The sequence below is a fragment of the Streptomyces sp. NPDC001744 genome (genome assembly GCF_042892575.1).
Classification (GTDB): Bacteria; Actinomycetota; Actinomycetes; order Streptomycetales; family Streptomycetaceae; genus Streptomyces.
In genome coordinates this window covers 194709-214199 of record NZ_JBIAUG010000005.1, presented here as the reverse complement: position 1 = coordinate 214199, position 19491 = coordinate 194709, and the positions used below count along the sequence as shown (strand labels likewise).

17 protein-coding genes and 1 pseudogene are annotated in these 19491 nt (G+C 67.6%); 13 read left to right on the top strand and 5 right to left on the bottom strand.

Translation table 11 applies throughout. The features are described 5' to 3' along the window. Positions 1 to 82 precede the first annotated feature (82 nt). From ACFYZY_RS08920 to ACFYZY_RS08910, 3 genes are read left to right on the top strand one after another with little or no spacing between them, the layout of a single operon-like run. Complete coding sequence (locus ACFYZY_RS08920) at positions 83 to 1942, top strand: hypothetical protein (RefSeq protein WP_388691091.1); 1860 nt, start codon at positions 83 to 85, stop codon at positions 1940 to 1942. Then, positions 1939 to 4311: a hypothetical protein gene (locus ACFYZY_RS08915; protein ID WP_388691089.1), complete on the top strand. Its 2373-nt coding sequence runs from the start codon at positions 1939 to 1941 to the stop codon at positions 4309 to 4311. The genes ACFYZY_RS08920 and ACFYZY_RS08915 overlap by 4 nt, the downstream gene beginning before the upstream one ends. Next, positions 4311 to 4739, top strand: coding sequence for a hypothetical protein (locus tag ACFYZY_RS08910; RefSeq protein WP_388691086.1), 429 nt, complete (start codon positions 4311 to 4313; stop codon positions 4737 to 4739). The genes ACFYZY_RS08915 and ACFYZY_RS08910 overlap by 1 nt, the downstream gene beginning before the upstream one ends. Positions 4740 to 4817: 78 nt before the next feature. Here ACFYZY_RS08910 and ACFYZY_RS08905 read toward each other — a convergent pair whose 3' ends face one another. Genes ACFYZY_RS08905 through ACFYZY_RS08895 form a run of 3 tightly spaced genes read right to left on the bottom strand, consistent with a single transcriptional unit; the run spans position 4818 to position 7340 of the window. Beyond that, on the bottom strand, positions 4818 to 5609 hold the full coding sequence (locus tag ACFYZY_RS08905; RefSeq protein ID WP_388691085.1) for a WbqC family protein: 792 nt from the start codon (positions 5607 to 5609) through the stop codon (positions 4818 to 4820). Further along, on the bottom strand, positions 5554 to 6219 hold the full coding sequence (locus tag ACFYZY_RS08900) for a YdcF family protein (RefSeq protein WP_388691342.1): 666 nt from the start codon (positions 6217 to 6219) through the stop codon (positions 5554 to 5556). The genes ACFYZY_RS08905 and ACFYZY_RS08900 overlap by 56 nt, the downstream gene beginning before the upstream one ends. Before the next feature lie 17 nt (positions 6220 to 6236). Next, the gene (locus ACFYZY_RS08895; protein WP_388691082.1) at positions 6237 to 7340 is read right to left on the bottom strand and encodes a helix-turn-helix domain-containing protein; all 1104 of its coding nucleotides are present in this window, start codon (positions 7338 to 7340) and stop codon (positions 6237 to 6239) included. 156 nt (positions 7341 to 7496) lie between these two features. On the opposite strand from ACFYZY_RS08895, the gene ACFYZY_RS08890 reads away from it, so the two are divergent. From ACFYZY_RS08890 to ACFYZY_RS08860, 7 genes are all read left to right on the top strand, one after another. After that, entirely contained in the window at positions 7497 to 7919 is a 423-nt protein-coding gene (locus tag ACFYZY_RS08890) for a hypothetical protein (protein ID WP_388691079.1), read from the top strand. Positions 7920 to 7926: 7 nt separating this feature from the next. Continuing rightward, a complete protein-coding gene (locus tag ACFYZY_RS08885) occupies positions 7927 to 8367 on the top strand; it encodes an ATP-binding protein (protein WP_388691077.1) in 441 nt (146 codons plus the stop codon). Next, the gene (locus ACFYZY_RS08880; protein WP_388691074.1) at positions 8361 to 8846 is read left to right on the top strand and encodes a DUF5949 family protein; all 486 of its coding nucleotides are present in this window, start codon (positions 8361 to 8363) and stop codon (positions 8844 to 8846) included. Before ACFYZY_RS08885 ends, ACFYZY_RS08880 begins: the two co-directional genes overlap by 7 nt. Positions 8847 to 8897: 51 nt before the next feature. Continuing rightward, the gene (locus tag ACFYZY_RS08875; RefSeq protein WP_388691071.1) at positions 8898 to 10019 is read left to right on the top strand and encodes an adenosylhomocysteinase; all 1122 of its coding nucleotides are present in this window, start codon (positions 8898 to 8900) and stop codon (positions 10017 to 10019) included. A 5-nt stretch (positions 10020 to 10024) separates the two neighbouring features. Further along, positions 10025 to 10567 (top strand): NUDIX hydrolase, encoded by a 543-nt coding sequence (locus tag ACFYZY_RS08870; protein WP_388691069.1) that lies wholly within the window; start codon positions 10025 to 10027, stop codon positions 10565 to 10567. A gap of 114 nt (positions 10568 to 10681) precedes the next feature. After that, positions 10682 to 12775 (top strand): HNH endonuclease, encoded by a 2094-nt coding sequence (locus ACFYZY_RS08865; protein WP_388691066.1) that lies wholly within the window; start codon positions 10682 to 10684, stop codon positions 12773 to 12775. 9 nt (positions 12776 to 12784) lie between these two features. Beyond that, positions 12785 to 14053, top strand: a complete 1269-nt coding sequence (locus ACFYZY_RS08860; RefSeq protein WP_388691063.1) for a hypothetical protein — start codon at positions 12785 to 12787, stop codon at positions 14051 to 14053. 129 nt (positions 14054 to 14182) lie between these two features. On the opposite strand, the gene ACFYZY_RS08855 is transcribed toward ACFYZY_RS08860, so the two are convergent. Beyond that, on the bottom strand, positions 14183 to 14842 hold the full coding sequence (locus tag ACFYZY_RS08855; RefSeq protein ID WP_388691060.1) for a DUF2290 domain-containing protein: 660 nt from the start codon (positions 14840 to 14842) through the stop codon (positions 14183 to 14185). Next, on the bottom strand, positions 14829 to 16976 hold the full coding sequence (locus ACFYZY_RS08850) for a DEAD/DEAH box helicase (protein ID WP_388691057.1): 2148 nt from the start codon (positions 16974 to 16976) through the stop codon (positions 14829 to 14831). Before ACFYZY_RS08850 ends, ACFYZY_RS08855 begins: the two co-directional genes overlap by 14 nt. A gap of 378 nt (positions 16977 to 17354) precedes the next feature. Between ACFYZY_RS08850 and ACFYZY_RS08845 the strand changes: the two are divergent. The 3 genes and pseudogenes from ACFYZY_RS08845 to ACFYZY_RS08835 form a co-directional block, all read left to right on the top strand. After that, a pseudogene (locus ACFYZY_RS08845) lies at positions 17355 to 17783 on the top strand (ATPase, T2SS/T4P/T4SS family); the annotation flags it as partial. Further along, complete coding sequence (locus ACFYZY_RS08840) at positions 17780 to 18649, top strand: type II secretion system F family protein (RefSeq protein ID WP_388691055.1); 870 nt, start codon at positions 17780 to 17782, stop codon at positions 18647 to 18649. The pseudogene ACFYZY_RS08845 and the gene ACFYZY_RS08840, both read left to right, overlap by 4 nt. Further along, positions 18646 to 19416 (top strand): type II secretion system F family protein, encoded by a 771-nt coding sequence (locus ACFYZY_RS08835; RefSeq protein WP_388691052.1) that lies wholly within the window; start codon positions 18646 to 18648, stop codon positions 19414 to 19416. Before ACFYZY_RS08840 ends, ACFYZY_RS08835 begins: the two co-directional genes overlap by 4 nt. The last annotated feature ends 75 nt before the right edge of the window (positions 19417 to 19491 follow it).

The window sequence follows — 19491 nt, the reverse complement described above, 5'->3', positions numbered from 1 at the left end:
TCCGGCCGCTACCGTCGCGCCGCCGGCGCCGCCTGGACGGATCGGGGTCCGGGAACTCGTCTACGTCTACCGGCACCAGCGGATGACCCACCGGATCGATCCGGCGGAGTACCAGTGCTCACTGCTGGCGGGCCAGCTGGCTGATGCCTGGCTGGACTATCACCGCAAGGCGGGTCTGGCCTTCAGCGGCAACTACGTCACCGCGATCCGCAGCTTCCTGACGTTCGCCGGCACGCATCTGGCGGCCACCGGCCTCGATCCGGATGAAGCCCGGCTGGATGGCGGTCCCATCGACTTGGCCGAGGTGATCTACCAGTGGGAGGAAGATCTCGTCACCCGCTACGAGCCGACTTCGAACCAGCCGAACGTGTTGGCCGGTTTGCTGCTGACTCTGGTGGAGCACAGGGCGGTCCGGGACGCGAAGGTGCCCGAGCGCCTGCGGCGGCGGGCGGAAGGGCCGCCGACGTTCCGGGGTGGCTCGAGCGAGCCGTTGGACGAGTTCGCCAATCACGAGCGTCTGCTTCTGCTGGACGGCGCCAAGGCTGATGTCCGGGCCCTGGAGAAGCGGCTCGCCGTGGGCCGGGCTCTGCTGGCTGAGGGCCAGGACCCGCGCAGTGGAGGCTGGCGGTCGCTGCCCAATCTGGTCTGGGCGGCCCGGCACGGCGTGCTCGACATGCCCGCCCTGCTGACGCATCTCCCGGCGCACTTCAAGTGGTGGCCGAAGCCGGTAAGGGACATAGTGGCCGACCCCCTCTACATGGCCCGCTTCGGCGGGAAGTACGGCGTGATGACCACCGTCAGTGGCCTGCTGTTCCCCAACGAACTCGACCTGCAGCCGTTCCGGGTCCTGCTCCTGCTGGCCATGGGCGATGCCACCTCCGAGGAAGTGCACGATCTTTGTCTGGACGACCTTGAGTTCAGCGATGAAGGGGTCCGGGTGCTGCAGACCAAACTGCGGGCCCAGCGGGTCCGTCCGCATCTGCACGGCAACGATGGGCCGCGGGAGAGCGAGCGGCCTCTGGACGAGGACGAGGCACCTGGAGAGTCCATCTACCCCGGCACCGGCAACTGGGACGTCCCCGGACTCCTGCGCCGCCTGATCGCGGTGAACACCCTGACCCGGGAGGTATTCGAGACCGATCCGTGGCTGTTCACTGCCGTCGAGTCCACCGACTACCGGCGTCGCATGGCCGCGGGGCGGGCGATCTTCAAGCGCCCGGGGCGCCGGTTCACCGACTGGATCGCCACCCATCCGGATATGGAAGGCGACCCGGCGAAGATCTCCGAGCCGCACGACGTGCGGCGGCTGCGGAAGACGTCGAAGACCACGCGCGTCGCCGCTCTGGGCGGCAGCCTGAGCGACCTGGCCGGGGACGACCACCACATCGAAGTGTTCCGGGGCCACTACGCGCACGGCACGACCGCGCACGTCCTGGCAGGCCGGGCGGTCAACCGGGCCCAGCGCGGAGTTTTCAACAAGATCAAGCCTGGCAAGCCCGTGCTGGTCACCGAGGGGGCCGAGGCCATGCTTGCGGAGCCGGAGACGGCCGCTGAGCTGGGCATCTCGCCTGAGCAGGGAAAAGCCTTGCAGCACGGAGAGCTCGACATGGGTGTCGTCAACTGCCGTGATCCCCACGACTCCCCGCACACCCCCAAGGGCAGGCTCTGCCACGTCGCGCCGGCGATGTGCATGATCTGCCCGAACGCGATCGTGTTCACCTCGCAGCTGCCCCGGCTGCTGATGCTCGACGACCACATCACCCACATGCGCAAGGTGCTGACCCCACCGGTCTGGCAGGCCACCTGGGCCGTTCAGGCAGCCGCACTGAAGGAAGTGTTCGCCGAGTGCGCGGAACAGCTTCCAGAGGCCCGCCGGCAGATCGAGGAGGGCAAGTTCCGCCTCGACCTGCCGCTCGGAATGCGAACGGAGTACGACCGATGACAACCGCCGCCGCCTTCCAGGTTCTGCCCTCGCAGACCATCCCCGACGACACGCCTGTCCTCGGCGGTCGCCGCAACCTCATCCCCGGAGCGGAGGTCCCGCTCTTCGGGCAGAGCGGGTACTGGCCCGGCGACTGCCTTCGACGGCCGGCGAACCGGGTGAAGAGCGCCTGGCGGGCGTCGTTTCCCACGGACCCGCTCTGGAATCTGCGGACCCGCGAGATCGCCTTCGGGATGCTCAACTCCAGCCACAAGATCCTCCGGGATGCCGGCCTGTTCTTCCGGGCCGAGAACTGGAGCCTGCCTTCGGTCAGGCAGATGTGCGACAAGATGCGGCTCATCGCCGCATGGGCGGTCGAACAGCAGATGCCCCACGATCTGGCCGCGTGGGCGGCGGAGGACTGGCAGGACTACCTCGACCATCACGCGCTGACGTCCGGAACGTCGACCCTGGCCAACGACGTTCTCACCATTCGCCGACTGCTGGACTTCGCCCCGCTGCTGACCGGAGGCGGCCTGAGTGAGGACCCGTGGCCGGGGAAGTCGGCTGCGGAGGTGGCCGAGCGGACATACACCGGTGAGCTGTCCACCCCCTCGATTCCGCCGGCCATCTGGTGGCCGCTCCTGCGGGCCGCCTGGTTCTACATCGATGACATGGCCCCGCAGATCCTTGAACGCCGCGACCAGCAGGCCGCCGCCGTGGCGGCCTCTGCCGGGACACGGCGCCAGACCCATCGGGCTCGGGACATCGACGTGAAGCTCGCCGCCTGGGTGCAGGACCCTGCTTCCCTGGTGCCCGTCCACGCCAGGGACTTCCGCGGATACCCGGCGGGCACGGTGATGTGGTCAACGCTGAGCCTGTGGCTGACGGGCGGCGTCAGCCAGGGCGTGTTCAAAACCGGCCGGGACTCGGACCGGCACCAGATGAGGCGGAGGATGGTGCAGCAGCTGGCCGATGCAGGCCGGGTCCGGCCCCTCACGGCTAAGGAAGGCCGGGCCGCTCTGGGCGTCGTTGACCAGCCCGTCCGCGGCCGCAACCGGCGGCCCGATGACCTTGATGCCCAGGTCAAGAAATGGCTGGCCGACCCAGCCAACCGCATACCTGTCCGCCGGGAGTCCAGCGTCCACGGGCCGGCCGGAGAGCCGGTCTGGCTGACCCTGGAAAGCCGCGTATTCGGCACGGTGACCCGGGCGAACGTCTTCACCAGCGGCACCGCCCGCACCCGGCAGCGACAGCGGTGGGTGCGTGAGGCGATCACCGAGGACCGCACCGACTACATCGAGGACGGCGACCTCGAGCACGCCCTGCGAATGGTCAGAGCCGCCTGCTACGTCTTCATCGCCGCCCTCACGCTGATGCGCGACAGTGAACTGCAGGAGATCGAACGGAACTCCATCGTCGAGCACTACGGATCCCCCGCGATCGCCTCGAGGAAGGTCAAGCACGACGAATCCCGGCCCCGCCTCAAGTGGTGGATCACCGAACCGGTCGCACAGGCCGTGGCAGTCGCCGAACGCCTGTCCTGGCACGACAGCCACATCTTCGCCACCCTGGCCCCGCCCAGCGGGTTCCTGCCGGAGGGAACCCGCGGCCGCGCGGGCTTCGATGCCTTCCGCGACATCGATTTCTTCATTGAGAACATCAACAAGACGCTGGAGAGGACCGGACTGGAGCCCATCCCCGATGGGCTGGTGCGACCGCACATGTTCCGCAAGACCATGGCGATCATCACCGCCCAGCAGCCCGACGGGGAGATCGCGCTCGGAATCCAGCTCAAGCACGCCGCCCGACGAGCCCTGGCCAACCGGGTCACCGCTGGCTACGGAAGAATGGATGCGAACTGGAGCAAGGAGTTCGACAACCAGCTCGAACTGGCCGCCGCCCGCAAGCTCGTCGAACTCCTCAAGGCCCGTCGGCAGGGTGATCCGGTCGCCGTCGGCCCCGGCGCCGCCAGGCTCCACGCCGGCCTGGACAAGGTCATCAAGGCCATGGACAGCGATCCGCACCTCCAAGCACAGATCGCGGACGAGCGGATGCAGGTGAGCTTGCTGCGGGACGAGTTCGCCCAGCTCCATTTCGGCACGATCAACCACTGTCTGTGGCAGGCATCGACCGCCGAGTGCCAAAACCAGCTCCCGCCCGAGCAACGGGGCAAGCAGCCGTTGCTCGGCGCGTGCCAGCCCGGCAAATGCCGCAACTCGGTGTTGACCTTGAAGAACGCCCCCTACTGGATCGCCGAAGAGGGCGACCTGCAAGACACCCTGCGACGCGAACGACTCTCCCCACCGCGGCGCGAATCCATAGAGATCCGTCTCACCGAGGTGCAGTCGGTCACCGCACAATTCGCCAACCTGGAAGGTGCCCACTGATGCCGGTATCCGCCGCGACCGCAACGAAACTCCGTGAAGCCATGGCCCGGCTGTTGGCCGGTGAGCCCTTGCACACCAACGGCGCCCTGACCAAGGAGAACCTCGCCCGCGAGGCCCAGGTCAGCCACGCAACCGTCCACCGGGCCGAGGAGATCCTGGCCGAGTGGGACGCCAAAGTCGCCCGGCCGGTGCTTCGCACCCCCGGCGAAGTGCAGCGCGACGAGACGATCACCGACCTGCGTAAGCAGCTGCGGGAGGCTAAGGCCCAAGTCACCGAGGCCCAGGGCAAGCTCGACGCGCTGGCCGCGGTGACCGCGAACCTCTACCACGAGAACATCGCGCTGAAGAAGAAACTCGGCACCAGCCGACGCCTGGCCTCGATCCCTGCTCCCGCCACGGAACACGGTCCTGTTCGAACGGACGGCTGAGCACATAGGTCCGTACGCGATGGTGCACGACGTTCGTCTGTACCCCCTCGAGAAGGGGGGAAGTACAGCGATACGTGCTCAGGCCGCGGCTTCGAGCGAGTCCGGGGCTCCGGTGAGGGCCCGGAGTCGGGCGGAGAGGCCGGTGGGGCCGAGGTGGGCCAGGGCCCACAGGGCGGTGACGCGCCGGGCGGAGGTCCAGATCCCGTCGGCCGGGGGTAGGAACGGGGCGACGGCGATGCCGTGGGCGGTGAACGGGGCCGGGTTGAGATACGTCATCCCACCGGTCCCGCACAGATACGCGCCGGCACCAGTTGCGGCGGTGAGGTCGGCGAGCCGCTCGGATCGCTCGGTCCGGGCGGACAGCCTGCCGGAGGTCAGGACGCGGCCTGACCAGCCGAGGAGGTCCAGCAGGATGCGGGTGGAGGTCTCGGCGACGGTGGCGGTCCGGCCGGTGTCGAACGCGGCCCAAACGGGTTCCAGAGCCGTCTGGAGAGCGGACCAGTGGGGGCTGGTCCGGTATTCCTGCCGGATCATCGCCTCGGTCCGCCGCCGAGCTGCGGCGGGGTCGGCGATCAGAGCGTCCCGGATGGCGGTCTGACGGCCCTGGGGCAGGTGGGTGGGGATGGACAGCCACTTGGTTCGGTCCGGGTCCTCCAGGGCCGCGAGGCGGGTGCGGTGCTGGTAGTCGCGGCGGGTGAACTGGACGTCGTCGAGGACGATCCAGGCGTCCGCCGCGAACAGCTTGGCCAGGGTGGTCAGCCTCGGGAACAGGTTGGGCTGGTGGATCGCACACAGCCCGCCAGAGGCGGGCTGGTCAGGAGATGAGGCGGCTGGTGAAGCCGTCACGGATGAGGGACTCGTATGCGGCATGCACGTCCTCCGGGACGTCCTGGGCGATGGCGAAGCCCTGCTTCGGATACTCGATCACTCGCTGGAGGTCGCCGACGAGCATGTCCACCACGAGTTTCTCGTCGCCGATGCTCTTGAAGTAGTCGTCCAGTTCCAGGGGTTCCGACGCGCACACGATCTCGACGTCGGGCCACAGCTTCCGGGCGGTGGCGAAGGACCGCCTCTCCATATAGGGCTTGGAGACCAGCATCACCCTCGCCGGGACGATGCCGACGGATGTCAGCAGGTCGCGGGTGAGGGTGATGTTCTGGCCGGTGTTCGCGGCGTTCGGCTCGACGAGGATCGCGGAGTCAGGGACACCGAGTTCGAGAGCGTGCTCACGGAAGTGGACAGCCTCGCCGCGCGGGAAGCGGGCCTTCGTTGTGGGGCTGTTGCCACCGGTGAACACCAGTTTCGGGAACAGGCCGCGGTGATAGAGGTCGGCCGCGGCCGCGGCGACGCCGAGGTCGTGGCTGCCCAGGCCGATCGCCACGTCGGTGGGCCGCAGTGGCTGGCCCATGAGGTGGTAGTCCCAGATCAGCTTGGTCCGGCGCCACTGGTCTTCGGTGATGGTCTGCTGGTTGTCGCCCACGCCTGTTCTCTCCCTGGTCACCGGCTGGCGGGGCCGGACGGCCCCGTGCTCATGGCCTTGATGTTCTCGATGCTGGCCAGCTGATGGGACAGCCCGAAGCGGGCGGCCATGGTCGCGGCCTTGTCGAGGACCTGAAGGCCATCATCGCGGGTCGCGGGGTCGCTCAGCAGGATGTGTCCGTGGGCGGTGTCCAGACGGACCCGCTGCATGGGGGCGTCAGTGGTGGCGGTGCCGCGGGCGACGGTGATGAAGTGCAGGGCGGAGGAGAGGTCGCCGGCCCCTCGGTGGGCCAGGGCGATCTTCTGATGGGCCACCGACCAGTCCTCCGGTTCGGCGAGGTCCTCGAAGTCGCGGGTCGCGGCCAGCATCACGCGGGTCGCATAGTCGTGCTGACCGTCCTTGCTCAGCGCGGTCCCCACCCACAGCCGCGATCGGGCCCGGTCGCGGCGGGAGAGACGGTCGTCGACGGCTAGGTGCTCGTACTGGCGGGCGGCCATCTCCAGCTTCCCGGACATCTCAGCGACCACGGCCAGGGACAGGTCAAGCTGGGCGATCCGGCGAGGGATGTCGAGCTGCGTGAACAGCGACTTGGCGGTGACATAGGAGCGCTGGGCGGACAGCGGTCCGACCACACTGCCCTGGTCGCGCTGGAGGTCGCCGAGGAGGGCGGTCGAGCGGGCGAAGAGATACAGGCCTCGGTCATCGAGCCGCAGCGGAGTGAAGCGGCTGGTCCACCGGCTGATGAGGCTCTCGGCGAAGGTGAAGTCCTGCCGGGACAGGGCGACCACTGCCCGGTCGAGGTCGTCGGTCCACGACTCGTACTCCCAGGCCAGCGGACCGGCGGGCGTCACCCGTTGGCCAGCGGTCTCCGTCCCGGGCCGTCCGGCCTCGGACAGGAACGTCTCGAACCGCAGATGGGCGGCGGCGTCCGCGCGGGCCAGGGCCGTGTCGAGGATCGCCTGGGTGTCCGGGCGGGGCTCGGTTAACGCCTGGAGTTTCTCCCACTTGGAGACGGTCCGCACGCCGACACCGAGGTGTTCGGCGAACGCCCGGACGCTCAGCCGCAGCGCGAGCCGGAGTGCCTTGGCCTCCAGCCCAGTCCAGTGGTGCACGGTCGCCACACGTCGCTCCCTTCCCGCCGTCATCGAAGCACGTCGGGCCCAGGTGGGGAGACGCAAGTGCCACGGAAGTGCAACAGGCGGTCATTCCCTGGAGGTTGGGGCGGGGCCAGGCTGACCGGTGACACCAGTTATCGGACCTTTGGATGGTTGCGGACGATGGAGCCCCTCACCGAGCATCGCGGCGTCAGCGGCCCGGTCGTCTACGGCTTTCTGAGGCTGGTGCGGGTCTCCCGGGCCCGTCAGGACGCTTTGCACGACGCTCTGGCCGAGTACTGCCGTCGGCACGAACTCGCCCTGCACGGCGTCTTCACCGAACGGACGGTCGGCACCGAGCGGTCGGCCGCGTTCACCGGCCTGCTGGACGTCTTGGAGCTGCACGTCACCTACGGCGTCGTCCTGCCCGCCCTCTCGCACCTTGGGCCGAAGGCGATAGCCGTCCCCCGCCAAGCCCGGATCACCGCTGCCGGCGCCCGGCTGCTGCTGGTCCGGGGCCCCCACAAGGCCGCCTCGGGCCCTGCCGGGGCCATGCCCGAACGAGCCCGCCGCAGTCCCGCCCCCGCCTTGGACCACGACATGTGAGGCACCCATGCCTGAAGCGACACAGAGGTTCTTCGACCACCAGCCCGAATCGGTCAAAGCGGCACGTGACTTCACCACCCGGACGCTGAGGGACTGGGGCGTGGACGGCACCGGCGACATCCGCTTGGTCGTCTCGGAACTCGCCACCAATGCGCTTGCCCACGGCAGCGACGCCGACCACGGCTTCCTCGTCCGTCTGGAGCCCGACGACGGCGGAATCCGCCTGGAGGTCCACGACAGCCGTGACCCGCACCAGCCCCTGACCGAGCTCGCCTGCCCTGACCCGGCGGCGGACGAGACCGGCCGGGGCCTGGTGATCGTCACCGCCCTCGCCGCCCGCTGGGGCATCGCTCCCCGCCAGCCGTACGGAAAGATCGTCTGGTCCCACTTCCCTACCGCCCCGTCGGCCACAACCTTCCGGGCCGTTGAAGAGGTTCGGACGTGCTGACCCGCACCGCCCCCACGAACGGCCCGGAAACCGGTCTGCCGGCCTCGCTGGGCGCCTGGACCTGGCCCGGCACCGCCGCCGACGGGCAGCAGGTCGCTCACCTCCTGCTGGCCCACCGGCTCGGCCGCACCAGCCACGACACCCCCGCCGCCATCGAGGCCCGCATGCGCCACCTTGGCGAGACCTTGGGCGGTCTTGCCCGGGCCGAGGACCCGGCCCCCGACACCCTCGGAAGTTTGGTGACCGTCGGCTCGCACGTCGTGCTGAGGTTCCCCGGCGCCCGCTGGGGCCTGAAGCTGCCCTCCCACCCGCAGTGGACCCGCATGGTCCGTGACCACGGTCGGGCCGCCCTGGTCCTCGGGCTCGACCCGCTCGCCCAGTGCGCCGACGCACCCCGCGTCGACGCCTACCTCGACGCCGCTCTCGCCCGCGGCCGACTGCTGTTCGGCTTCGCCTGCCGCACCTCCCGCACCGCCTGAACCACCCAGCCCCATGCACCGCCCGACTCATCACCGGAGAGGGACATCGCCATGGAAATCTTCGAGCGCGCCCGGCTGGACGCCTACTTCACCAAGATCTCCACCACCTTCGCCCCCGACGAGAAGACTGCCGCCTTCCTGATCACGCACCTGCTGCCTGAGCGGCCCTCCTTCGTCCGTGCCGTCGCGGCGATGACCGCTCTGAAGGCGGTGCTGCCCAAGCCGAAGTCCATCAACGCCGCCGCCCGGCGCGAGGTTGAGCACACCACGGTCGTCGACACGCTCACCCGCGAGCTGTTCGCCGACTCCGACACCGCCCTGGACTACATCGAGTCCCGGGCCGCCGGGGAGGCAACCTGCCTGCTGGACGTCGGCGGCTACTTCGCACCCACCCTCGAGACGGTCCACAGCCGCTTCACCGGCCGGCTCGCCGGGGTCATCGAGGACACCGAGAACGGGCACCGGCGCTACGAGGACCTCGACAAACTGCCCTGCCCGGTCATCTCGGTCGCCCGGTCCCCGCTGAAGGACCCCGAGGACTTCCTCGTCGGCCAGTCCGTCGTCTTCTCCACCGAGGCCGTCATGCGCGGTCGCGGCGACATCCTCCACGGCCGGCCCGCCCTGGTGATCGGCTTCGGCAAGCTCGGCTCCTCCATCGCCCGGCTCCTGCACGCCAAGGGAGTCCAGGTCACCGTCTTCGACATCGACCCCGTCCGCCGCACCCAGGCCCTCTCCCAGGGCTTCGTCGTCGCCCGTGACCGCGAGGCCGCCCTGGCCGTCGCCGGGCTGGTCCTCTGCGCGACCGGAGCGCTTTCCCTGCGGGGAGAGGACTTCGCCCACCTCCGCAACGGCACCTACATCGCCACCGTCACCAGCAGCGAGGACGAACTCGACCTCGCTGGCCTGCCCGACGTCTACACCCGCACGCAGGTCGGCGACCACGTCACCCGCTACCAGACCACCGGCCACTACTTCTATCTGGCGAACGGCGGCAACGCCGTCAACTTCATCCACGGCGCCAGCGTTGGGCCGTTCATCTTCCTGGTCCAGGCCGAGATCCTCGCCGCGATCAGGATGCTCACCCGCGAAGACCTCGCCCCCGGCATCCATGAGGTCCCCGCGGCCGACCGCGCCGCGATCGCGGCGACCTGGCTCAACTACTTCAATAGGTGATCACCATGGCCATCACGGCAGACCACATCCGCAACACCCTCGCCGACTACCTCGACCAGCACCCCGAAGCGAAGACCGAGCTCGGCGTCGTCCTCGGCCTCCTGGACGACGGCGACGACCTCACCAGCCGCAAGACACTGCCCGGCCACGTCACCGCCGGCGCGATCCTCATCGGCCCCGACGGCCGCATCCTGCACATCCTCCACAACGCCACCCAGAAGTGGCTGCTGCCCGGCGGCCACCTCGAAGCCTCCGACGACACCCTCCTCCAGGCTGCCGGCCGTGAGCTCACCGAGGAGACCGGCATCCCGCCGCACGTGATCAACCCGCACAGCCAGACCCCCCTCCACATCGACGTCCACCCCATCGGCGCGAACCCCGCCAAGGACGAGCCTGCCCACCAGCACTTCGACTTCCGCTTCCTCTTCCGCACCAACGCCGACATCGGCGAACTCCAGACCGACGAAGTGTCCGATGCCGCGTGGCGTGACGTTGACGCTCTCAGCGATAGCAGCCTTCGCGATCGGATTGCTCAGGCAATCCACTAGTCACTTCCGGCCAGCCGCCCTCGCGCTCTAGTTCTCAGAGCTGCGGGGGCGGCTGGCCTTGAGGTGTCGCCGACTGCTGTTGGCACCGTTTGCCGTAAGCGGCCCGGAGTGTCAGTGGCTGGCGCTAGCCTTCGAGCCGTCAGTTATGGCCTGCAGAGGGGAAGTACAGCTCTCGTGGTCGATCTTGATCCTCGCCGGTTCTTCAGCTCGTCGCAACGGCAGCGACTCTACGAGAACGCCGAGGGCCGCTGTCAGCGATGCCTTCAGCTGTTGGACGAGGGATGGCATGCGGATCACCGCATCCCATGGGCCGACGGCGGACGGACAGAGGTGGAGAACGGGCAAGCCCTCTGTAATCCATGCAATTTGAGCAAAGGACGTGATATGCACTTCCGTGACACCTTCGTCCCCCGCCCGTTCCAGGCCAACCTGATTGACCGCGTTCTGGAGCGGATCTCCGCCGGCGAGGACCGCACGGTGGTGCTTGCGTCTCCTGGATCAGGTAAAACCCTCGCGTACCAGTCATTGGCCACCCGGCTGATCAGGGAGGGGATGATCGACCACATCGCGGTCTTCGCCCCTCGAACGGCGCTTGCAGAGCAGTGCGAGATCGGCTGGATGACAACAGATGCCAGTGGCAACGTCACTGGAGGCCTGTGCGATCTCTTTGACGCCACCAAGAGGCTCGGAAAGATCCGGCATCGCGTCAACGAGGTGCCGCTCATCCCCGGCGGCGAGCGCAACAGCGGCTTCGTCGCTACCTACAGTGCGCTAGTCACGAACGAAGAGACGTTCACCCGGTGGGCCACCCGCAATCGCGGACGGTTCCTCCTGATCGCCGACGAGGCCCAGTTCTGCGGTGACGACACCGATGGCGGCGGTACCCGAGCAGGCGAGTTGATCAAGAAGCTGCACGAGTACGCCCTGCACACGTTGCTGCTGACCGGCACGCCGTACCGCGCGGACAACCAGAAGCTGATTCTTGCCGACTACGAGCCCCATCGGGACTCTGGGAAGGAGCGGCTAGTCCGCCACGCCGAAGCCACCTACGTCGACGGCATCGCTGAGGGCTACCTTCGTACCTTCGAGATGAAGCTCACCGACGCCCGTATCTCCAAGCGCACCATGAGTGACCCGGAGACCGGTCGCGGCGACACTCTCTTGGAGTTCAACCTCTCCGACGACGGCAGTGAGCTGAGGGCGGCGCTGAAGGACGAGCGGACCTGGAAGCCGCTGGTGGACCTGGTGGTCAAGTCCATCCGGGACAAGCAGAAGTTCAACCGGGCCTACCGCGGCTTGATCTCCTGTATGCAGCAAGCTGAGGCGAAGAAGGTCGTCAAGTACCTCCATGAGACCTACCCCGACCTGAGGGTCGGGCTGGCGGTCTCGGCCGACGGCGGAGCTGCGGGCCAGGCACTAGCCGACTTCAAGTTCAAGCCGATGGACCTGCTGGTGACGGTCCGCATGGCGTTCATCGGCTATGACTGCCCGGAGATCACGGTGGTTGGCGTGCTGACGAACTACCGCGACGAGGGGCACCTGCAGCAGCTGGTCGGCCGCGGACTGCGAGTTTGGAAGGAGGGCCCGCGTCCCCGCCAACAGTCCTGCATCATCGTCGCGCCCGACGATCCCAAGATGCAGAACTTCCTCAATGTTCTGCGCGACGAGGAGATGCAGGGTCTTCGAATCATCCAGGAGCGCGACGACGACACGCGCGAACCGGGAGAGTTTGTTCAGGAAGCCTTCTCCTACGTGGAGGCCTCCGTGGCAACCACGACTCGGGCAGCCAGCAACGACACCGATGTCGAAGCGGACGAGTTCCTCCTGATCGAGGGTTACAAGGTGATGGCGGACTCCGGCGAGGACGCCACCAAGCTGAAGAAGATCCTCGAGTTCGCTGGTGTCAGCGTCCAGAGTGAGACGATTCCGCCCCCGCGGTCGGAGGCTTCAGCAGCCACAGCTGCTGCAGCTCCGAGGACGGATCGAGCCCAGATCGAGATCCTCAAGTCGAAGGCTGCTGACGCGGTCAAGAGCGAACTTGCACGGCGCGGCGTGACACCGGACAAGCCCGGATACGCCGATGCCATGACCAGGGCGAACTTCGCGTTGAAGCAGGCTTGCGGATTCAGTGCGGACGAGGCGAATACGCTTCAGAGGGCGGAGAAGCGGCTCCAGGTGGCTCTCAACATCAGTAAGCACCTGGCTTAGGAGACCTAGATGACCGTGCGAGTCGAGTCCAACAGTTATCTCACAGAGGACCAGCAGCGGGTCTACCAGCTCCGCACCAGCCTTGAGCGAAACGGCGGCACCCCCGGAGGGTTCCTCGACTTGCTTGCGGCGGTCGTCGAGGAGGGGACCTGGCAGCAGGTTCCCTCCGACGTCAATGTCGACCAGCCCTTCGCCTCATTCAAGGAGTTCATCGAGGCCAAGCCCCCCTTCGGCCTCGGGCACAAGCCCGAGTACGTGCTGAAGGTTCTCCAGGTTCCTCACCCTAATGAGGGCGTCCCTGAGATTCGCCGGCGCATGGACAAGATGCGGGGCGCGGTCCGCACGATGCTCGCTGCGGACGGGGTCACCGGGTACAGCGAGGACCAGCGAGACCGGGACATCAAGGCATGGGCAGCGCTGGACCGTTCAGGAGGCTGGTGGCTTGCGTTCTTCGTGGCCTGCCAGGTGTCCAAGGGCGCCGACGGCAAGCAGGCGGCTTCCAGCCGTCCTGCGAAGATTTCCGCTGCCGAGTTTGCGCGCCGGTCAGGCACCTCGTCCGAGCGTGTCCTTCGCTATCTGCATGCCTGGGAATCGGCAAAGGAGGCTGGCGTAGTCCAGTTCGGAGGTGCCGATCTGTTCCCCGGACACGAACCCGTCGCTCTTCCTGACGAGGAAATCTGGGGCCAGTTTTACAGCTCCCGGAGAAACTCCACCTCGGAGCGAAGCGCCTTGGTCGCAGCGGCAGCCGAGGTCGCCGGTATCCGCCCCACCAAAGCGCTGGAGGTCAAGGAGAACCCCACTGCGCTGAAGGTTGCGATCATCGCAGACCAGCGAACCGCTGAGGCGGCCAAGCAGGCACTCGAAGTTCGAGCAGCCGAAGTTCGTAAGGCCGAGCGCGTCGAGTACATTCGGCGGGTTGCTGACCAAGGCAAGGCCAAGACACCGGCCGGCCTGCCAGTTGACCTACCTGCCCAAGCCAAGGAGAAGGCCGCATCCTACGTAGCGGTCGTCCAAGACGAGAAGGCCACGCCAGAAGCGGTGGCCGAAGCCTACGAAGCGGTTCAGGCACTCATCGTCGAGACGGTCACCTCTGACCCAGAGATCTCGATCCGGGAACAGCGGACGCGCTTCACCAAGACGATCAGCTCCACGATGAAGTCCATCGAATCCATTGATCCCGACGACCTCATCGCGGTCGCTGACGACGATCTCCGGGCTATCGTTGCCGCCGCCCAGAAGCGGATCAACGAGCTGGCTGATCGAATCTCGCGCCCGTGAAAGATCCCGGCACTAGCTAGACCGCGGAGGCTGCGGGTCCCGCGTGCATCATGCGGGACCCGGCACGTATTCCACGACTACAGCTACTTGGCCTCTAAAGCAGCCTGGTTCCTTACCATGTCAGGTTACTTAGCTCCAGTACAGGTGCGGGACATTACGCTCATCTTGAGTGAGGGTGCGGGGGCCGGCTTCCCTTGCCGCTGAAGTCTCGAAGAAAGGGAGATGAGCTTTCCATAGGTCGGGATAGAAATTCCGGAAGATGAAGTCGGTGAACCGTCCGATGTGCATCGGTGCAGCGCAGGCGATTCGGCAGTTCGCAGAATTGATAGTCAAGTGTGCTGCTGGATGCCCTGGAGCCGCAGCAACCGGGTCAAAGTCGAATCGGATCGCGGAGTGCAGGACCATGTTCGTTGGCTCGGTCTCGATGTGGAGATCAATTACATCGACGATCGGATCTTGGCGCACGAGTTCGCTGTCCAGCCGATAGGGGCAGGGAATGTAGGCGAGTCGGTGTCCGGCGATTTCTCCCCCTTCGACCTCGTAGGTGATCTGCAGCAACGCGCCATCGAGCAGGAGAGCCGAATAGGCGCCGGCTTGAGCCCATCGCCGGTAGTCCTGAAGGGTTGGGTCCCCTCGATTGACCAGGAAAGGGATTCCAGGGTCTGTCGCATGCCAGGAGACGCGCGTTCCGCTGACAGAGACCGTGTTGACGTAAGCGGCTATTTCCGCGTTGAGAAGGTAGTCGAGGAGGTTTCGGACCTCCTCGGCGACCGTTCTAGTTGTCGTCACGCGGCATGTCTTCCTTGAGCTTCATCACCAGCCGTGTCCGCATTGCGGGCGGAAGGTCATAGAGATCGATCTGATCGGTCTCGTAGGCTTCAAGGAAGGCCTGAAGTCCGTCCGTGGCCTTCTGCACCACAGCATGGTCATCCTCAGAGCGGTCGCGGTGAAGGTGGCGAAGCTGGGCCAGCTCCTCGCGTGAGGGGATAGTGAAGCCGAGTCGGAAGTTCTTCTCCCGCACCGTGTCGATCTCGCGGGAGATCGCGTCCATTCGGTCGCCCCAACCCACAACGCGGACCCACGCTCTGCTGCGGGTGATGGCGGTGAAGAGGGTGTTTCGACGGGTGACAACCTGATGATCACTGTTCGCATATTGAGCATCGACGACGTAGACCATAGGAGCCTCGTTGCCCTTGGCCCGGTAAATGTGGGCCAAGGCGACGGAGTCCCGTTTGAAAACCTCGTCGACACTTGTGCCGACGCCCACCAGATGCGAGGGGATCCCGTGTTGCAGGAGTGTCTGCATTAGCCGCGGGGCTCGGGACTTGGCACGGTAGACGTCGGGCAAGACGATCAGGATGTCGTCGTGCTCAAGTTCGTCCTCGGTCAAGTTCTTCTTGATCTGCTGAGCTACCCAGATGTCCTGGGCAGCCTGATCGTCGAAACGCTTCATTATGACCGCGTCGTCCGAGTTGAGCAGTTCACGGAAGTAGGGCGGGGAGCTCGACTCTGCCCGCTCCAACGTTACCGCTGAGCCGAGAGTAAGACTGCCGTGGACCGTGTTGTAGCCGATGTCCCCCCACAGCTCGGGGGCGTCGAAGTGCTGCAGCAGACCATCTTCGCGGTAAACACCGATTCCCAAGGCATGAGCCGTGGCCAGTGCCCAGGGAGTGTTGCGGTAGCAGACCGGCAGCACAATGTCGCGCCGCGGCTGCTTGTCCTGCTGAGCGAGACTGACGAGGCTTTCCCCTGAAGGGCCTGTTCCGAATAGCTCATCTGTCCCGGGCATAGCCGACTCCGACAGCTTCTGAAGCTCGTCGTATCCCCAGACGATGCGCTTGGGATCCTTCGTCAGTAGATAGACGAGCTGGAAGAACTCCGGTGGAAGATCCTGGGCTTCGTCGATGAGGACCGCATCGAAGACCGGCTCGGGCGAGCCGGCACGTACCACCGCGAGGAGTTCCTGGCACACCCCCTGGAAGGCGTTGTCCATGCCATAGGTGGCGCGCGCGTAGCTCCAGTCCCGCGGCGTCACCCCAACAGCACGGGCCATCTCGCTATACATGCCCGCCTTGGAGCTTGACCCCCAGGAGTGCATGATCTGCAGAAACTGCTCGTCGTAACGGTCATTGCTGTATTCAAACGTGAAGCGTTCCACCAGGTCCTGGATCTGCTGATACAGGGCTCGGGAGTGGAAGGTGACTGCGATGCGCCACTCGGGGTGCTGGGTATGCAAGTAGGCAGCCTTAAGAGCCAGAACCACCGTCTTGCCCGACCCGGCCAGACCGCGGATCCGCTGCGGCCCCTCAGGCGTCTCGATTGCGGCAGCCTTCTGCCACTGGTCTAGGTTCGCAATGCCCCGTTCGATCACCTTCAAGGCGGCGCCGCGGGAGGATGCATCTTGGACCGATGAGCGCTTTTTGACCGGCTTGATCGTTGTTACTCGCTGCAGTGCCGCTTGCAGTGCCCGCTCGGTGTCCTCGTCGATACCGTCAAGACCCGCCACTTCCGTGGCGACGTCTAGTAGGTCGCAATAGATGCCCTCGACGTCGGAGGGCTGATCGCCTACCGGGCCCGGGAAGACGGTGGCCGTGGAGATCTCCAGGGCCAGCTGCCGACGCCGACGCAGCCCGCTGTGCTTGCCGAGCGTGCTCTCCAGGACGTTGTACAGACGATCCTGGGCCGAGGAGACGGCCTCCCATCCGTCCGCATCGCGTGGAATGGTGTCTTCGAGGAGGAAAGCTACGAGTCCGTGGCTCCTACTGACCAGTAGAGCATCCACCTCAACACGGTCGTCAGCCGTGGCCAGCACCGGGTATCCGAGATACACCGTGCCATCGGAGACCACGTCACGCAGCTTTTCCGCCAGCTGCGATGCGGTGCTCCGGTCTCGGCTCTCGCCGTATACAACCTCCAGCGGCACTACGGCGCTCTCTTCCCTCTTGATGCAGCCAGGCGTAGCCGTGGCACACATGCGTACCGGTCATCGCTCATCCTAGGGATCCAGGTCTGCCTCCATCGCAGAGTCGACGCGGCGATCTCCAGAAGCTGGAGGTCTTCGTGTGGCGATGCACAGCGCAACGAGCGCCCTGACCCGGCCGGCTCCAAGCCTGTTCGATGTGGCGGGCGCGAGGTGCTTGCACGGCGACCGCTCGACTCGTGTGCATAACGAATTCGTAACGTTCGGGGGTGGTGGTGAGACAGATGCTGGGTCTCAACTCCCGAGTCGGATCGCTTCCTGGGGCCTGTATTGGTGAGACAGGAGACGTCATGAGACAGGCGAACTGTTCCTAAGTCCAGGCTCGTCACCCTGCGGGACCTGGTCCGGCAGGCGCTGCGGATGAGGCCCGACCGGCTGGTGGTCGGCGAGGTGCGAGGAGGGGAGGCCGTGGACCTCCTCGCGGCCCTCAACACGGGTCACGAGGGAGGGTGCGGAACGCTTCACGCCAACACGGCGGCGGACGTTCCGGCGCGGCTCGAAGCACTGGGAACGGCAGCCGGACTCGACAGGGCCGCCCTGCACAGCCAGTTGGGCGCCGGGCTCTCGGCCGTGCTCCACCTCGCCCGGAACCGGGACGGCCGGCGGCGGATCGCCGAGATCCACGTTCTGGAGCGCGACCGGGACGGGCTGGTCCGGACGGTTCCCGCGCTGCGCTGGGGCACGTCCGGATTCGAGCGGGAGCGGGGCTGGGCGCGGCTGGACGCGCTGATCGGAAGGGGGTCGCGGTGACGGGGGTACTGGAGCCGGCGCGCTGTGCGGCGGTGCTCTGCGCGGGACTCGCCCTGTGGCGGACGGTCGAGCGGCGGCGCGGGGCCGCCCGCGCGCGGACGGTGCTGAGGGGCGGAGCGTCCGAAGGGCGCGGCCGGGCCGCGGCGTGGCGGGCGACGGTCGCACGACGGTGGGTCCTGTCGCGGGAGCGGCGCGCGTGGCTGTGCCTGCCGGCGGCCGGGCTCCTCGCCCTGCTCGGCGAGTCGCCGCTGCCACTGGTGGCGGGAGCGCTCGCGGTGCCCCTGGTCGCACGGCGCCTGCGGGCCGCCGGACGGCGGAGGGAGCGCGAGGCACGGGCCGAACGGGTGGTCGCCCTGTGCGGGGCGGTCGTCGGAGAGCTGGGGGCCGGGTGGCAGCCCGCACAGGCGTTGTCCTTCGCGGCCCGGGAGACGGGCGCCCTGGACGGTGACGAGGCGGGGGTGCTCGCGGCGGCGCGATTCGGCGGGGACGTACCGGAGGCGCTGCGGAGAGCGGCCCGGCAGGACGGGGCCGACGGTCTCGCGGGCATGGCGGCCTGCTGGCAGGTGGCCGTGGACGGCGGCGCGGGCCTGGCTGCCGGACTCGACCGTCTGGAGGGGGCCCTGCGGGGCCACCACGAGCAGCGGGAGCGGCTGCGGGCCGAGCTGGCCGGCGCCTGGGCCACGGTGACCGTCCTCGCGTTGCTCCCGGCGGCGGGACTCGCCCTCGGCGCGGCGCTCGGTGCCGAACCGCTGCGCGTACTGCTCCACACCCCGGCGGGACTGGGCTGCCTGGCCCTGGGCGGGTCCCTGGAGGCGGCCGGGCTGTGGTGGGCCGCGCGGATCGTGCGAGGAGGGGAACGGGCATGACGGCGAACGGCTTCGGAACGGCGGTGCTCGTGACGGTCGCGGTGTACCTGTGCGGGCGGATCGTCCGGGAGGCCCTGCGCGAGGTGCGGGCACGTCGGACGCGCCGACGGGCGAGAAGCCTCACGGGGACGTCGCCCCCGCGTCGGCGGCGGATCCGGAGAGGATCACCACCGTGGGTGAACCTCTGGGCGGTGCCGTTCGCGGTGGCCGGACTCGGCTGGGCTCTCTTCGGCGGGATCGCCGGCCTGGGCGCCGGGGCTCTGCTGGCCTGCGGGGTACGCGGGCGGATTCCTCGACGGCGGGCACCGGAGGCGCCGGACGGCGAAGAGGCGGTACGCCACCTTCCACTGGCGGCGGACCTGTTGGCGGCGTGCGCCGCTTCGGGGGCCGGCCCCGGCGAGGCGGCGGAGGCAGTGGGCCGGTCGCTGGGCGGCCCGCTCGGAGGGCGCCTCGCCCGCACGGCCGCCGAACTGCGCCTGGGGGGCGATCCGGCCGAGGTGTGGAGAAGGTTCGGCGCGATACAGGGCGCCGCGGGACTCGCCCGCTGCATGGAGCGGGCCGGTTCCTCGGGAGCTCCTTCGGTGGAGGCCGTGGCCCGGTACGCCGCCGCGCTGCGGGCTGCTCGCTCCCGTACGGCGGCCGCGAGAGCGCGCAGGGCACAGGTCCTGATCAGCGCACCTGTGGGGCTCTGCTTCCTGCCGGCCTTCCTGGCGGTGGGGGTGGCCCCGGTGGTGATCGGCCTCGCGACGGGGCTGCTGGGCCGATGAGCAGGGGGGCGTGCGCGGCGACGGACACCGTGTCCGGAAACGACGTCCGGACACGACAAACGCGACAAACACGAT

Excerpts from the sequence above, each read along its gene's own strand:
- ACFYZY_RS08920 (WP_388691091.1), top strand. The coding sequence starts at position 83 with ATGACCCACCGGATCGATCCGGCGGAGTACCAGTGCTCACTGCTGGCG.
- ACFYZY_RS08915 (WP_388691089.1), top strand. The coding sequence starts at position 1,939 with ATGACAACCGCCGCCGCCTTCCAGGTTCTGCCCTCGCAGACCATCCCC.
- ACFYZY_RS08910 (WP_388691086.1), top strand. The coding sequence starts at position 4,311 with ATGCCGGTATCCGCCGCGACCGCAACGAAACTCCGTGAAGCCATGGCC.
- ACFYZY_RS08905 (WP_388691085.1), bottom strand. The coding sequence starts at position 5,609 with ATGCCGCATACGAGTCCCTCATCCGTGACGGCTTCACCAGCCGCCTCA.
- ACFYZY_RS08890 (WP_388691079.1), top strand. The coding sequence starts at position 7,497 with ATGGAGCCCCTCACCGAGCATCGCGGCGTCAGCGGCCCGGTCGTCTAC.
- ACFYZY_RS08885 (WP_388691077.1), top strand. The coding sequence starts at position 7,927 with ATGCCTGAAGCGACACAGAGGTTCTTCGACCACCAGCCCGAATCGGTC.
- ACFYZY_RS08875 (WP_388691071.1), top strand. The coding sequence starts at position 8,898 with ATGGAAATCTTCGAGCGCGCCCGGCTGGACGCCTACTTCACCAAGATC.
- ACFYZY_RS08870 (WP_388691069.1), top strand. The coding sequence starts at position 10,025 with ATGGCCATCACGGCAGACCACATCCGCAACACCCTCGCCGACTACCTC.
- ACFYZY_RS08860 (WP_388691063.1), top strand. The coding sequence starts at position 12,785 with ATGACCGTGCGAGTCGAGTCCAACAGTTATCTCACAGAGGACCAGCAG.
- ACFYZY_RS08835 (WP_388691052.1), top strand. The coding sequence starts at position 18,646 with ATGACGGCGAACGGCTTCGGAACGGCGGTGCTCGTGACGGTCGCGGTG.